Annotated in this window: 14 protein-coding genes; all 14 read right to left on the bottom strand. The window is 72.5% G+C overall.

Annotated features, from left to right (window positions below; translation table 11 throughout):
* Position 1: 1 nt before the first annotated feature.
* From EPD65_RS07215 to EPD65_RS07150, 14 genes are read right to left on the bottom strand one after another with little or no spacing between them, the layout of a single operon-like run.
* Positions 2-1,591 (bottom strand): collagen-like protein, encoded by a 1,590-nt coding sequence (locus tag EPD65_RS07215; RefSeq protein ID WP_207891448.1) that lies wholly within the window; start codon positions 1,589-1,591, stop codon positions 2-4.
* The gene (locus tag EPD65_RS07210) at positions 1,588-3,306 is read right to left on the bottom strand and encodes a hypothetical protein (RefSeq protein ID WP_131582650.1); all 1,719 of its coding nucleotides are present in this window, start codon (positions 3,304-3,306) and stop codon (positions 1,588-1,590) included. The genes EPD65_RS07215 and EPD65_RS07210 overlap by 4 nt, the downstream gene beginning before the upstream one ends.
* A gap of 43 nt (positions 3,307-3,349) precedes the next feature.
* Entirely contained in the window at positions 3,350-3,940 is a 591-nt protein-coding gene (locus EPD65_RS07205) for a PASTA domain-containing protein (RefSeq protein WP_131582648.1), read from the bottom strand.
* Positions 3,941-3,952: 12 nt separating this feature from the next.
* Complete coding sequence (locus EPD65_RS07200; protein WP_131582647.1) at positions 3,953-4,633, bottom strand: PASTA domain-containing protein; 681 nt, start codon at positions 4,631-4,633, stop codon at positions 3,953-3,955.
* A 48-nt stretch (positions 4,634-4,681) separates the two neighbouring features.
* The gene (locus EPD65_RS07195) at positions 4,682-6,061 is read right to left on the bottom strand and encodes a hypothetical protein (protein ID WP_131582645.1); all 1,380 of its coding nucleotides are present in this window, start codon (positions 6,059-6,061) and stop codon (positions 4,682-4,684) included.
* Positions 6,058-7,878 (bottom strand): baseplate J/gp47 family protein, encoded by a 1,821-nt coding sequence (locus EPD65_RS07190; RefSeq protein WP_131582643.1) that lies wholly within the window; start codon positions 7,876-7,878, stop codon positions 6,058-6,060. Before EPD65_RS07190 ends, EPD65_RS07195 begins: the two co-directional genes overlap by 4 nt.
* Complete coding sequence (locus EPD65_RS07185) at positions 7,875-8,366, bottom strand: GPW/gp25 family protein (protein WP_131582641.1); 492 nt, start codon at positions 8,364-8,366, stop codon at positions 7,875-7,877. Before EPD65_RS07185 ends, EPD65_RS07190 begins: the two co-directional genes overlap by 4 nt.
* Positions 8,363-8,698 carry a hypothetical protein gene (locus EPD65_RS07180; protein ID WP_131582640.1) on the bottom strand — a complete coding sequence of 112 codons (336 nt, stop codon included), beginning with the start codon at positions 8,696-8,698 and terminating at the stop codon, positions 8,363-8,365. The genes EPD65_RS07185 and EPD65_RS07180 overlap by 4 nt, the downstream gene beginning before the upstream one ends.
* Before the next feature lie 5 nt (positions 8,699-8,703).
* Positions 8,704-9,378, bottom strand: coding sequence for a phage baseplate assembly protein V (locus EPD65_RS07175; protein ID WP_131582638.1), 675 nt, complete (start codon positions 9,376-9,378; stop codon positions 8,704-8,706).
* Complete coding sequence (locus EPD65_RS07170; protein ID WP_131582637.1) at positions 9,375-10,370, bottom strand: hypothetical protein; 996 nt, start codon at positions 10,368-10,370, stop codon at positions 9,375-9,377. The genes EPD65_RS07175 and EPD65_RS07170 overlap by 4 nt, the downstream gene beginning before the upstream one ends.
* A complete protein-coding gene (locus EPD65_RS07165) occupies positions 10,370-11,455 on the bottom strand; it encodes a hypothetical protein (protein ID WP_131582635.1) in 1,086 nt (361 codons plus the stop codon). The genes EPD65_RS07170 and EPD65_RS07165 overlap by 1 nt, the downstream gene beginning before the upstream one ends.
* 32 nt (positions 11,456-11,487) lie before the next feature.
* Positions 11,488-11,970 (bottom strand): hypothetical protein, encoded by a 483-nt coding sequence (locus EPD65_RS07160; RefSeq protein ID WP_131582633.1) that lies wholly within the window; start codon positions 11,968-11,970, stop codon positions 11,488-11,490.
* Positions 11,971-11,983: 13 nt separating this feature from the next.
* Positions 11,984-12,493 (bottom strand): hypothetical protein, encoded by a 510-nt coding sequence (locus EPD65_RS07155; RefSeq protein WP_131582631.1) that lies wholly within the window; start codon positions 12,491-12,493, stop codon positions 11,984-11,986.
* 13 nt (positions 12,494-12,506) lie between these two features.
* On the bottom strand, positions 12,507-13,952 hold the full coding sequence (locus EPD65_RS07150; RefSeq protein WP_131582629.1) for a phage tail sheath C-terminal domain-containing protein: 1,446 nt from the start codon (positions 13,950-13,952) through the stop codon (positions 12,507-12,509).
* Between the last annotated feature and the right edge of the window lie 15 nt (positions 13,953-13,967).

Genomic DNA, 13,967 nt, shown 5'->3' with positions numbered 1-13,967 from the left:
GCTAGCCCTGCCTCACGACCAGCGCCAGCCGCAGGAGACCGCCCGGGGTCCGGTCCCGGTCCATTCCGGTGAGCATCGGGCTCAGCGACGAGGAGAACGGCAGGCCGTTGCCGTCGACGAGGAAGTCGCAGACGACATCGATGAGCAGGGCCCCACCCGCACGCATCAGCTCCTCGAACCCGATCTGACCAGGGTCGATGCTGAGGAAGAGGTTGTTCTTCGACGGCTTGACGATCCGCATGAGTGACCGGACCGGGAACTCGGGGCTGTCCGGTGCGGAGAAGACCTGCACCGCCGACCGCTCTGCCCGCAGCAACCGGTCGGCGTCCATGACCGCGGTCCAGCTGAGGGCAAGGCGCTTGACCAGTGTCGCGGCGTCGGGGGCCGCGACGGGTTCACCGAAGGACCAGTTGACCCCCTTGAGGAACGCGACATCGAGGCCGCCGCCCGGTTCGCCCGGGAAGCCCTGTGGTCCCTGTTCACCCTGAGGTCCCGGCGGGCCGGCGATGCCCGGCGCACCCGGCGTGCCGGTGGCTCCCGGAGTGCCCTGCTGACCCGGCACGCCCTGCGGCCCGGCCGGGCCGGGCACTCCCTGGGGCCCGACCGGGCCAGGTGCACCCTGCGGGCCGACCTTGCCCTGCGGTCCCGCGGCACCGGGTGCGCCCGCGGGACCTGCAGGCCCAATCTCGCCTTGGGGTCCGGCGGGACCTGGGGCTCCCGCCTCGGCCGCGTCGCCGGGAAGTCCTTGCGGACCCTGCTCGCCAGCCGGGCCCGCGGGGCCGGGCTCACCCGGTGCTCCGTTCTCACCGGCCGGCCCCGGAGGGCCCTCCGGTCCGACAGCGCCCGCTGGCCCCTGAGGGCCTTCCGGCCCTGCGGCTCCCGGCTCACCGGCGGGCCCGGCTTCTCCGGCAGGTCCTGCCTCTCCTGCCGGCCCGGTCTCACCGGCCGGCCCCGCAGGCCCTTCCGGTCCCGCAGGCCCTTCCGGCCCCGCGGGCCCTTCGGGTCCCGCAGGTCCAGCCGGTCCGACCGGACCGACACCCCCGGCGCCGCCCTCGAGCAGCGCACCATCGAAGCGCCAGAAACCCGCCTGGTCCCGTACCCACCCGCCACCGTGCTTGTGCCCGTGGCTCGTCGCGACCCGCGAGGCGTCCTGGTCGACCGTGACGCCGCCGGCCTCGCGGTGCACGGTGCCGACGACGAGGGTGTCGGCGTCCTCGGCGATGTCAGGTCCGGTAACCACCTCGGTGGCCAGGAAGACAATGGTCGCCTGGTCGCCGACCTTCGTCGCGGCATCGTCCCGGCTGACCGCGCGGACGGCGACGACGATGCTCGCGTTGTCGTCCGGCAAGGTGACTGCGGTGCTTTCGTCGCGGCGTACGGGCTGGCCGCCGGCGGTGAAGCCGAGGCCGGGGGAGAGGGTGACGGCGAGGTCGTCGTCGACCTCGATCCGGAACCCAAAGCCGATCCGGCCGAGACCGACCACGCGTCGCAGGTCGTCGAGTGCCGTCGTGGCGACGGCCTGGACGTGATTGAGGTGGGCCGGCGTCACCCGCAGGCCGTCGACGAAGCGTGTCCCCGGAGCAGCGGTCATGTCGTCTTGTCTCCCTTCTGGTACAGCACGACGACGTCCTCGAGCGTGAGAGAGCCGGCGGCCCCGACCCGGAGGTGGACCGGTACGACGAGGCGCACCGGGCTTCCCGATGCGGTGGGCGCGACACCGTCACCCAGGCCGATCTCGAGGCCGAGCCCCTCGGGCGTCGGCGTGGCCCCGGTGACCACGGCTGTCAGCGGGCCATCCACCCGGACCGTGACGGCTGGCAGCGGCTGCTTCTTGCCAGGCAGTCCGACCACCCGCAGCGGCGCGAGCAGCGGCGCCTCGTCGCCGACGAGGGGGAGCGGCCTGCCGAGGATGCTGAGCGGCTGGACGCCGCCTCCCGGGAGCCGGCGGAGCAGCGGCGCGGCCGGCACCGACGCGTCGCGCGTGACCTCACAGGCCACCTCGCCGTACGTCGCCGTGAGCTCGAGCCAGTACGGCACGGCCGGGAGCGTGTCGGGAGGAGCGGGTTCCGCGAGGGTGACGGCAGCGGGGAACGGGATGGTGAGCCAGGCCGGCGCCGGCGTGGGTGTCAGGGCGACGGGTGGGACCTCGCCGCCCTTCACCGGATCGCCCGGACGGCCTAGATGGTCGCCGACGAGCAGGCGTCCGGCGAGCTCGCCTCCCCGCGACGCGGAGACCTTCAGGCGGATCGCCTGGAGGGCACCGAACGGCGCGACGAGCTCCGAAGGGATCCCCAGGAGCATCGTCCGACCGCCGCCGAGCACCAGCCTCGTGGCGGGGACCGCCACCGGTTCCTCGACGGGCTCCACGCGCTCGGGGCCGAACGTTCCGCGCACCGTCAGGCTGACCTTCCGGATGCTGTCGCCGGCTGCGAAGGGGCTCGTGATGTCGTTCTCGGCGAGTGCCAGGGTCAGCAGCTGTTCCTCGGCCAGCGGCATCGTGGTGGTGAACGCATGTGGTGCCAGGGGTGGCCGGTACTCGTGGAGGATCTCCGCGCGGACGGTCAGTGCCAGCTGTCCGGGGATGGTGGCGCGCAGGGTCGCCGTCACCACCCGGTTTCCGTTGGCAGGCCGGGCCTTGGCGAGTGCATCGCGCACCGCGTCGGTCCGGTCGACGACGTACGACCCGGGTGTGGTGGATGACGGAGCCAGGGCCGCGGTACTGCCCTGGCGCTCGAACCAGACGGTGCTTCCCTCGACCTGCAGCTCCAGGCCCGTCGGCTGAGTCGGCAGGTCGACGACGCCGTAGTGCTCCAGGGTGTCGGCCAGGTCGTCGGCGGCACCGGAGGTCGTGATGAGCAGGCGTTCGGTCTGCATCTCCGGGACCTTCGAGCCGGACACGGCCGCGGTCGCCCAGCCGACCCCCGTCCACGGGAAGATCCGCGAGATCCCACCGGAGCTGCCGCCCTTCCGGACATGCCCGGTGGTGGTGACGTAGAGGTCGGCGACGGAGACGAGCCGACCGAAGTCGATGGTGCAGCCGTGCTCCTTGTCGAGCCGGGCGTCCCCCGTGGGCGGAACGACGGCTTCGCGCACCGTGGCGACGGAGCTGATGCTGGTCGGACCGCCGGGTGCGGCGCTGATCTCGAAGACCGCGCGGTCCAGCCGCGTTCCCTCAGGAAGGGTGATGCGGGCCTGCACCTCGCTGGCGGCCTCGTCGCCGCCGCGCAGGCGCGTCGAGAACTGCACCTCGGCGTACTTCTCGGTCTTTCCCACGGCGACCTTCGCCATGCCGTCGACGAGCCCCAATTGCGCCTCGACGAGTTCTCCGACTTGCCCGACCCCCAGCACGTCAGCCCCCGAAGGTCTTGATCGCCTTGAGCGTCTCGAGCGCCGCGTCGAGGTCGTGGCCGGGCTCGTCGGTGATCTCGACGCCGGCCCCGGAGAAGATCGCCTTCACCGCGACCGTGTCGGCCGGGGTGACCTGGTCGGAGATCGCGCGGGTGACGATGCCGTTGACCTCGGGATGACCGGGCACGATCTTGTCGAAGACCTGGGCCACGCTGAGGTCCTTGAATGCCTCATGGACGCCGGTGATGACCTTGATCGGCAGGTCGAAGGGCCGTGCCATCACCACGTTGACCGTCGTGCCGACCGGCACCGGCGTGCCGGGAGCGACGCTCTGCGACACCACCTTCACCAGCAGGACCGGCTTGTCGACGATGAACGTGCCGAGCAGACCCGGGTCGATCGCCAGCGGTCCGACCGGCACGCCGTTGCGGGAGATGTTGCTGGAGATGTTGGTCGTGCCGACGTCGACGAAGACGTCGCGCGCCAGGCGGGACGCCCGGAAGTCGGTGGCGGCTGCCCTGATGGGGGACACCTCGGCTACCGGATCGATCTCGTTGAAGTCGGGCAATCCTCCGGTGATCTCGAACGGCATGACGTTCTCCTCTCAGCTCCGCACGCTGGTGTCGCCGAGCACGAGGCCCAGCCGCTCGAGGACCTGACGGGCCTCGGTCATGGACAGGCCGATCAGGCTCGGCATCGTGACGACGGGGTCGCGGCGCAGTGCGGAGGCCACCACGAGCCGCACCCGCCCGATGCCCACCGGTACGACGGTGCCGGCCCCGGGCAGCTGGTACAGCACCGGCGCATCGGCGTACTCGGGCGGGAGCGCAACCCGCGATACCTCGCGGCCCGTGGTGTCGAGCAGCGCATCTGCGTCGACGCCGAGCGCACGCAGCCGGTCGAGCACGGCCCGCGTCGGGACCCCGAAGAAGTCGGGGACGACGACGCCGTCCGTGGTCAGCGTGACCGGCAGCGGATCGGTGCTCGGCAGGGTGACGTCGCGGGTCTCGGTGACGTAGCCGTGCGCCGCGACGTGGATGCGCCACGGCCCGTCGGTCAGGCCGACCAGCAGGTGGCTCGATCGCGTGCCGAACGGCGGCAGCGCGCGCACCGGCCGACCTTCGCCGAGCGGCTCGGCGATGACAGTGACCGCCTCCGCATCAGGCCCGGTGACGGGCACCTCCAGCATCGCTCCGCCGAGCGCGATCACGGCGTCGTAGAGCCCGTCGAGACCGGAGACGATCGCGTTCCAGCCCTGCGCGGTGATCGGTTCACCGGCGCTCACGGCGGTCAGGGTGGGTTTCGTCAGGGGCATGGTGCCTCCTCCGCTCTCTCAGCTCGGTCCTGGTTGCGGTGTGCCGTCGGGCCACAGCTCGGTGCCTGCGACGACGGTCCCGATGGCGTCGTCCTCGGTGTCGCGGACGACGCCGGTGCCGACGGTCCAGCGTGGGTCGGCGTACTCGATGCGGACGTCGACGCCGGCCGCCCGGTGGCGGTCGAGCAGCTGCCGCAGGGGTTCGCGGAGCTTGCTGCCCTTGTCGTCGTCGACCGCTGCGAGCCGGCGCGGGAGCAGGATCCGGACCGCGAACGGCTCGCGCTCCTCCCATGCGAAGCCGATCCGGAACGACGGGTCGCCGGCGGTCGGGCCGTCGATGCCGTTGCTGTCGGCAAGCACGGCCTGGTCGAAGCGGGCGTGCTTGGTCCGCGGCGCGAGGGCGCCCGGTGTCACCGTGCTCGTGTGGTCGACCCGGACGAACGCCGCCCAGTAGGTCTGGCCGAGCCGGAGCCGCAGTGGACCGGTGGTCGCTGCCCCGTGCGGGAACGCCGCGGAGGCCTCCAGCGCGTCGGCGAGCGGCGCAGTGGTGACGAAGTGTCCGTCGTGCTCCCGAGTGGTGGCATCGGTGAAGGCGAAGTCGCCCTGGAGTCGCGCGCGGCCGTCGGCGAAGACCGCTCCGTGGAACTCCCAGGCCGACCCGGTCACCACGTCACCGTCGAGCGTGACGGCCCCCGACGCCTCGAAGCGCAGCTCCGAGCCATCGGGCACGCTGCCCTCCCACACGAGCCCGTGCCCGGCGAGCACATCGACGACCATCGGGCGCACGGTGCGTGCGCCGACGCCGAGGACCCGCACGGTGACATCGACGTCTTCCAGGCCGCCGCGCACGATCCGGAACCGCTGGCCGTGCGGCCGGGGCGCCGGCTCGAGGTCGGCGTGGCGGAACGGGTTCTCCTCGAGCGCGAGCAGGTCCTGATGGGTCTCCAGCAGGTCGTCGCAGTGGGCCAGCGTCCACCAGCGACCGGGCGTCGGCACGACGGTCCCCATGCTGAACCCGAGGTACGCCGCAGTCGCCGCGAGCACGGCGTGCGGCGTGGCGTTCCCGATGCCGTGCGCACCGATCGCCCCCGAGACGACGGCCCGCCGGAGCGCCAGCGCGGCGTCGTACCCGGGCTGCTCGGACTGGTGCTTGAGCCGCTCCAGGAGCGGGCCGTAGACGGGTGCGCGTAGTGCGTGCAGGCCGGCCAGCAGCGCGAGGTCGGCGACGGTCGGCTCCTCGGCGAGCCGGTGTGCGCGGCGTACGTCGGCGGCCTGGCGGGTGAGCACCTCGAGCGACTCGACCAGGCTCCCGACGACCAGCTCGAACCGCTTCTCCGGGTCGCTCGCGGCGATGTGCCGGGGGAACCGGTCGAGGACGGCGATCGCCCGGGCGCTCATGACGTCATCCCCGCGGGCTCGCTGACCCGGACCGAGCGCAGCGTGACCACCTGGCCCGGGTCGAGGGTGAGCGGGACGTTGCTCTGCTGGACCACCAGCCCTTCGTCGGTGAGCTCGAAGGTCCACGAGATCGACTCCACCGTGTACCGGTCATCGGCCGGGAGCATGCCGAGAAGGTGGGCCTGGTCCAGCTGGCTGGGGCTGAGCGCGAAGGCCTGCTTCAGCCGGGCGCTGATGTCCTTCCGGATCGTCTCGAGGGCGTCGGAGGTCTCGATGCCCGAGGTCAGCGGACCGCGCTCGACCTCGACGCTGACGTCGAGGACGACCCGGTCGCCGCGGAGCGTCACGGTGAGGTCGGCGTCGGCGAGGGACGGCCGGCGCCCGGCGTTCGGCCGGAGGTTGTAGCGGGTCAGATCGACCGGTCCGGCCGTGGACTGGAAGCCGATCTCCACGACGGCGTCGAGGACGCCGTCGACGAGCATCACGGCGGCGACGATCCGGTTGTAGACGAGGACCTCGCCTGCACCCACCTCGTCGACGACCGCATGCACGGCAGCCTGCACGTCGGCGGTGAGGCGCGCGCGTTGATCCTCGGTGAGCTGCAGGGACGCGGGCGTCACGACGACCTCGGCGACGACCGGGTCGAAGACGTGGTCCGGGGGTACGACGCCGGCCGGCGCCGGGTCGCCGTCGCCGCCTCCGCCGGTGGCCTCGGCGAGCGTCGGCAGCGGCAGGGCGGGGTCGGGCAGGTTGTGCGCGATCCGCACGCCCGCGGGGCGGTACTCCTCGAGCAGCTGGCTGGCCAGGAGGGCCGTGGCGTCGTCGATCTTCGCCGACACGGTCAGGTGCACGAGGCCGGGGGAGTTGAGGTGGTCCTCCTGCACGAGGACGTCCTGCTCGCGGATGCCGTCGATGCTGGCCAGTGCACCCCGCAGCGCGCCCACGGTCGAGCGACCGCTCGTCTCCAGGGCACGCCGCACGCGGCCGCGCAGTTCGTCGTCGGTCTCGCTGCCGCCGCCGACGGTGAGCTGGTCGGGGTTGAGCACCTGGTCGATGCCGAAGATCGGCCGGTGGAGGACGGAGAGGGCTTCGCGCGGGGCGACGCCTGCCGGCCCGGAGACCTGGGAACGCACCGGGGCACCGACGGAGAAGGCTCCGCGCCGAAGCGTCACGGTCTCGGTGGTCTCGACCGTCACCCGCGGTGCCTCGCTCGTGGAGACGAGGGTCCCGGCGGGGACCGTGATGTCGGCCGGTGCGGGCGTCGTACGTCGCAGCGCCACCTCGCCGCGCGCGTGCGTCGCCCCGCGGCGTACGACGCCCACCAGGGCAGCGACCTGGTCCAGGTCGCGGCCGGTGGCCGTGTCGACGAAGGCCGCGTCGTAGACGAGCTCGAGCTGCTGCGAAAGGACCGCGAACTCACGCGCGAAGGACTCGGCGAGCGTCCGCAGGACGCTGCCGGGGTTGCGGTCGTTGAGCAGCGGTGGGCTGTCGCCGGGCACCCGGTCAAAGCCGACCCAGACATCGGTGCCCTCGTCAGGCAGCCGTGCTGCTGCGGGCTTGAAGTCGGTCGCGTCGCCCGCCCACGTGATCGTGCCGTCCACCTCGACGCGGAAGTCCGTGCCGCGCACGAACTCGGCGAAGGATCCGTCGACCAGGCCGTGCACACGCACGGTCCCGGGCTGCACGCGTTCGTGCTCGGCGAGCCGGAACGGGCGCTCGGCCGGCACGAAGAGGAAGCGGACCCGGCTGGTGCCGCCGGTCAGGTTGGCCAGCAGGTCCTCGACGAACGTGCCGAACGGCTCGGCAGCGAAGCTCATGACGCACCTCCGCCGAGGTCGAAGGGCACCACGAGGTTGAGCGGTTCGTCCTTCTCGATGAGCCGGATCTGGAGCACGACGCGGACCGTGTCGCGTTCGTAGGGACGCGAGGTGACTGTGCAGGAGAGCACCTTCGCCACGCGTGGCTCCTGCCGCAGCGCGTCGAGGATGTAGAGCTTCACGAGGTTGCGGGTGCGCTCGTTGTTGGGCTCGCCGATCAGCTCGTGGTGCCGGCTGCCGTAGTCGGGGTGCCCCAGCGGTGCGAGCTCACCGCGCCGGGTCATCAGCCGGTTGACGAGGAACTGCGCCGCCTGCGGCACCTCTGCTGCCACCGCCAGGTCCAGGAGTACGCCGGGCGGTCCCGGCTCGCGGGTCGTCGCGAGGTCGCCGTCGGTGAAGGCACCGGACGGTCCTGCCCACGCGAGCTGCAGGTCCCGGCCGAGGCGCTGGTGCAGCCGCGTCAGCTCGGCGTACGTCCGGCGGCTCATGGCGCACTCCCGTCGATGACGGTGGGGGTCGCCGGCGGGCCGAGGATCGCCAGCACCCCCGAGCCGGACGGGATCATGTCGCCGATGCGGACCAGTGCCTGTCCGTCGATGGTGACGCCGGTCGAGGCGCCCGCGGAGCCGATCGGCAGCGGATAGGGCACGCCGCTCACCGAGTTGATCATCTGGCAGATCGACCCGGTCACCGCGAGCGGGAGACCGTTGGCCAGCGCTGTGGCCTGAGTGACCGCGACGATCACGCCGGTGTCCGGGGGACCGGAGGCACCGGGTGTCAACAACACCGTGCAGCCGAGGGAGACAGGAAGACCGGACATGTCGCTCACCCCGCCGAGAAGCTCGTGAGTCCGGCGATCCTGGTGACCGCGCCCTTCAGGGTGGCGGTGGCGCTGCTCTGCACGGTCGCGTTGGCCGACGCCTTCGCCTCGAGGTTGGCGAGCGCCTTGATCTCGACGTTGCCGTTGGACTCGAGCTTGAGGTTGCCGCCGGCGGTGATGCTGATGTCGCCCGCTGCCTGGAGCGTGATCCCGCCGCCGTTCTCGACCTTCACCGAGGTGCCCCCGAAGTCGATGGTGACCTCCTCGTCGGTGACGGTCACGGTGTTGCCGTTGGGCAGCTTCAGCTGCACGCGTCGTGCCGAGCCACCGGCGTCCGGCACCTCGTAGACGACCTCGTCCGGGCTGGCATCGGGTGAGGGGACGCCGTCGGCGTGCAGCGAGCCGAGCAGGATCGGACCGTTGACCTCGCCGTCGAGGAACCCGAGCACGACCAGGTCGCCGACGCGCGGGACGGCAGAGAGGCCCGGACGCGCCACGGCCACGGGCACGTGCTGCAGGATCAGGCCCGATCCGTGCAGGCGCACGTTGCAGTCCAGGTGGTGCTCGCCGCTGCCGCCGGCGTTGGTGAAGCTCTCCGTGACCACACCGAGCGACAGGGCACGATGGGATGCGAGCTCGCGGCGCGCCACCTCGCTCATCACCCCCACGAACGTCGTCACTGGTCCCCCTCGAGCAGCAGGTCGCACCGGTAGCCGGTCACGCTGTCGAGCACGTGCCGCACCTCGAGGACCCGGAAGTCGCCGTCCCGCGCGGTCACGGTGCTTCCCGCGCGCAGTCCCGGCCGCCCCGGCACGGAGATCCGGCCCCTGCGCGTACGCCGGCGCGCGGCCGCGTCGCGCGTCGAGGTCGCCGCATCCGCAAGCTCGGGAGTCCGTGCGGACGGCAGTACGTCGACGGGCGCCCCGGAGCCGCTGTCAGGCTCGGCGAGCAGCAGGCCCGCGGGCACCGCGATCGGCGACTGCACCGCCACCGCCGTGATCGGCTGGCGCGGACCGATCCGGAACGACAGGAGCTCGGCGCCCTCCCGGAGCTCGTCCGTGCCGCCCAGTCCGACGGCCGAAGCCACGGATGCGGCAGCTGCGCCCAGACCGCCGCCGGCGCTCGCGCCAGGGACTGGGGTGAACGAGAGCGAACCGTCGGCCCCGGTGCTGATCTGGCATCCCGAGAGGCGGGCGAGGTCGTGCAGCGTCGCCCAGGCCGACCGGCGCGGGTCCACGTGGAAGCTGGGCAGGTTGAGGCCGGAGTCGAGGGTGCCCGCGTCCACTCCGCCCTCGCCGAGCAGGTCGGAGACGACGTCGGCGACCGAGCTGTCGACGTACGCGCGCCCGACGAAGGTGGAGGAGAGGCGGCGGCTCGGGGCGTAGCCGGTGAGGACTGCGCCCCACGCCGAGACGTCGCAGCCGGCGACCTCGACGGTCAGGACGTCTTCCGTGCTGTCAGCCTCGCCGAGTCCGACGACGAGCTTCGCACCGGGGGACGCCTCGGCGAGCAGCGAGTCGCGCCAGAGCTGCAGCTCGACCCAGTCGTGCGCTTCGTCGACCGACAGGACGACGGTCAGTCGGAGCAGTGCCGCCTGGGCCGCGTCGAGCGGGCCGCCGAACGGGCTCGCGCCGTCGAGCTGGAGGCTGGCCGTGGGCCGGGAGAGCGCCATCAGCGTCCTCCTTCGAGTCCGTGCCGCTCGACCTCGCGGCGCAGGATCTGCTCGAGCGCGACCTCGATGCGGTCCTCGTCGTCGAGGCGGAGGGGGCGCTCGTGGTCGAAGGTCGTGCTCGACAGGGGCGTCCACACGGGCGAGCCGCCGATCGAGCCGCCCTCGGGTGCGTCCGGCGCTCCGGGGCCTTCACCGTCCTGCCAGCGGGCGACGAGCTCTGCGAGGCCACCGCCGGAGAAGTCCCGCTGGGTGGTGTTGGCGGCGCGGGCCAGATCGGGGTACGCCGCGGACACCCCGTCCGGTGCGATCGCCGTCCTGTCGACGCTTCGCGTGATTCCACCGGCGTTCGCCTGGCGGGAGGAACCGGAGGCCACGCCGGGGTCATTCGCCCGCTCGGGCGCTCGGCCGCTGGGGACGTGCGAGCGCATTGCTGGTGCCTGCGGGACGTCTGGTTCAGCGCCTGCGCGACGGCCCGGCCGGGTGGCCTGGCGCAGGGCGTTGGTGGACGTTGGCGCGCTGACGCGGGTCGGGTCGAGTCCATCGGCGGGCCGGGCGGTGCCGCCACCCTGAGCGGCTGCGGTCGCCCGGGATCCCGTCGCGCGCGCGGCGCTCGCGGTGCTGCTCGCTCGGGTAGCGGCGGCCGTGCTGCGCGCTGCGTTTCGAGTCGACGCCGTGCGCGTGCGAGCTGCTGCGACCGAGGAGCCCACGCCTGCCGCGGGCTGCAGGGCACGCGCCGAGGCCGCGGCGACGGCGCCGATGCCGCGGGGTGTCGCTGACCCGGCACCGGCCACCGCTCCAGCGGCGGCTGCACCGATCCCGCCATGGTGCGCTGCGGTGCCAGCGCCGGGGAGGGGCGACCCTGCAGCGGCCTGGCGGCCGCCGCTGCGGCGTACCGGGTGAGCATCGGGGGAGCCGCCGACCAGCCGGTCGAGCGCGGAGAGGTCGAGCGCATCGCCGAGCAGGCGGCTGAGCGGATTGTCGAACACCGAGAGAGGCACCGTGGCACCGAGCGCGAGCGAGCGCAGGGCGGCCGCCTCGACGGCTGCCGCGGCACGGAGGACGCTGCGTCCTCCGCGTGCGCTCACCTGCACGCTTCCCCGGTTCACGGTGCCCGGGTTCACGGCCGGTCACCTCGTGCGAGCATCTCGAGGTAGAGCAGCACCTGGCCCACGGTGAGCTCGGCGCACTTGTCCGGCGTCCAGCCGAACTCGCGGGCCAGGATGAAGCAGGCGCGAGCCAGCGGCGCGTGCACCGCCTCGTCGAGGTCGTCGGCTCCCAGTGAGAGTCCGCTCGTGCGGTTGACCTCGCCGAGCAGAAACTCCACCAGACCCGCCGGCAGCCGGTGGACCTGCTCCAGGCTCAGCACCGGATCCACCAGCGCCTTCTGCACCATCAGCGCGCTGGCCAGCTCCCCGTCGTCTCCGGCAGCACGCTGCAGGGTCATGACGTCCGCCAGCACGAGCGGCCGCAGCACGACCTCGCTCGCGGCATCGGCACCTGCCGCACCGGATGCCGGGGCAGCGAGCAGGTGCCCGGGCACCGTCACCCGGTGGGTGACCTCGGCGCCCGCGAGGAGATCGTCGGTGGAGAGGATGGCCATGGTGGTCGGCCTGTCACGAGGCGGTCGCGTCCTGGACGGAGATCCAGAGCGCCTTGAAGGTGACCTGCTCCATGACGAAGTCGTCCTCCGGCATGGCGTAGCTCCAGCCGTCGAGCTTCACCCCGTGCACCGTGAGCGTGGAACGGTCACCGGGCTTGGCAGGGTTCTCGAGCAGCAGGCTGAGGTTGAAGCTCGGGCTGACGAACGCCCCCGCGGGTCGCGTGCCCGCGGCGGCATCGCCGAGCATCAGCCGGAGGAGCGCGCCGTTGATGTGGGCGCGACCCATCGTGCCGGTGATGTTGACGTTGCCCGGACGCAGCTCGGTGGCGTACCGCTGACCCACTTCGTGGAACGGCCGCAGCTCGGAGTGCACCTGCACGCTGACGTTCGAGGCTCGCCCGATGGGGGAGAGCGCGAAGGCCTCCGCGACCGCGTTCGCGGCCTGACCCTCGGGGGACTCGGCGTCGTCGACGGCGACGGTGATCGAGCCGTCCATCCCGGTGAAGACGTTGCTGTTCGGCATGGCTGCTCCTGGCTCACTCGAGGTTCATGGTCACGCGGATGAAGTCGATGGAGAACGTCGGCTTGAGGTTCATGACGACGGCACAGACGCCGGCGATCTCCTGGGCCCGGGTGGCGGTGACGGAGAGTTCGTAGCCCGTGAGCATCTCGTCGAGGACCATCTGGGAGAGGAAGCCGTCGAGTGTGGCCTGCAGGGCCGCGCGGACGCGGGCGTTGTTGAGGCGACCGATGTACGGGTCGGATCCGAGGCGGACGCCGGCCTTCGCGTAGTCGACGGTCCGGCGCACGCTGATCTGGCTGAACGGCGGAGCCGACGTCGTGATCCCGCGGACCACCTGGTTCCCGAACTTCTCCCGTACGACGAGCACCTGGGCGCCGAGCAGGGTCGTCACCGAGCCTGTCGAGTAGCGGACGCTCGGGGTGACCGGCAGGCTCTTGTTGGTCAGCGACACGTGGGGAGCGAGGGTGGCCAGCTTCCCCGCGACGACCGCGGCCGTGTAGGACGCCGGCAGGGTGTCCGTGCCCGAGACGAGACCCGGAGCAACGAGGACGACCCGGTCGTTCTCGAGGGCACCGGCCTCGTCCGTCACGTCGCCGACGTCGGTGGCGCTTCCGTCGGCGGCGACGCCGAGGATCGCGATCCGCTCCCGTCCCTCATTGAGGGTGCGCTGGAGGTGGCCCTGCACGATGTTGCCCACGCGCTTCGACGCCTCGCCCGCGACCAGCAGGATGTTGACCGGCTCGTTCTCCAGCTCGCCGAGGGCGTCCGCGAGGTCGGTGACCCCGACGTTCGCGCCGTCGGCGCCACCGGTCATCGGCCCCTTGGCGGGCGTCGGCCCGCCGGTCGCAGCTCCGGTCAGCGCCGAGACGTCGACGAGCCGGGACGCCGTTGCGGCGGTTCGCAGGTCGCCGAGGGTGGCGGCCTCGAAGACCTCCGTCTGCTTGCGGTAGCTCAGTGCGAGGCGGTGGGTGCCGGTGGCCGCGTCGGTCGACGTCGTGACGGTGATGTCCTGGCCCCACGTGCCGCTGCTGTTGGCGATGGGCGCCTTGTCGCGGTCGAGGTGTCCCTTGGCGGTCAGCGTGAACGCAGCGCTCGCGTCCGAGGCACGGGTGACGCCGAACGACGCTGCCACCGGCAGCTCGTCGTTGCCCGTCGCGAGGTTGGCCGCGCGTACGGCGAGCACCGTGCGGGCGCCGCCCTCGAAGGCCTGCTGCAGAGCGCGGACGAGCGTCAGCGGCGTGTTCGTCAGACGGGGTGCTCCGAAGGCGTCGGGCAGGCCGTAGATGTCGATCGCGTCGGCGAGCGAGCTGAGCGTGCGGACCGCGCCGACGGGGCCGCGCGCGGCGGTGCCGACGATGCCGATGTTGCCGGTCACGATTCCGCCGACCCCGATCAGGCCCTCAGCGCGTACCTCGATATAGGTGCCCGGGATCACCATCTCGGCAATGGACTCAGTCATCCTGCTCTCCTCACG

The sequence above is a fragment of the Nocardioides jejuensis genome, from assembly GCF_004337475.1.
Classification (GTDB): domain Bacteria; phylum Actinomycetota; class Actinomycetes; order Propionibacteriales; family Nocardioidaceae; genus Nocardioides; species Nocardioides jejuensis.
Note: the sequence above shows the minus strand (reverse complement) of the source record. Positions and strands in the feature narration are given on the sequence as shown.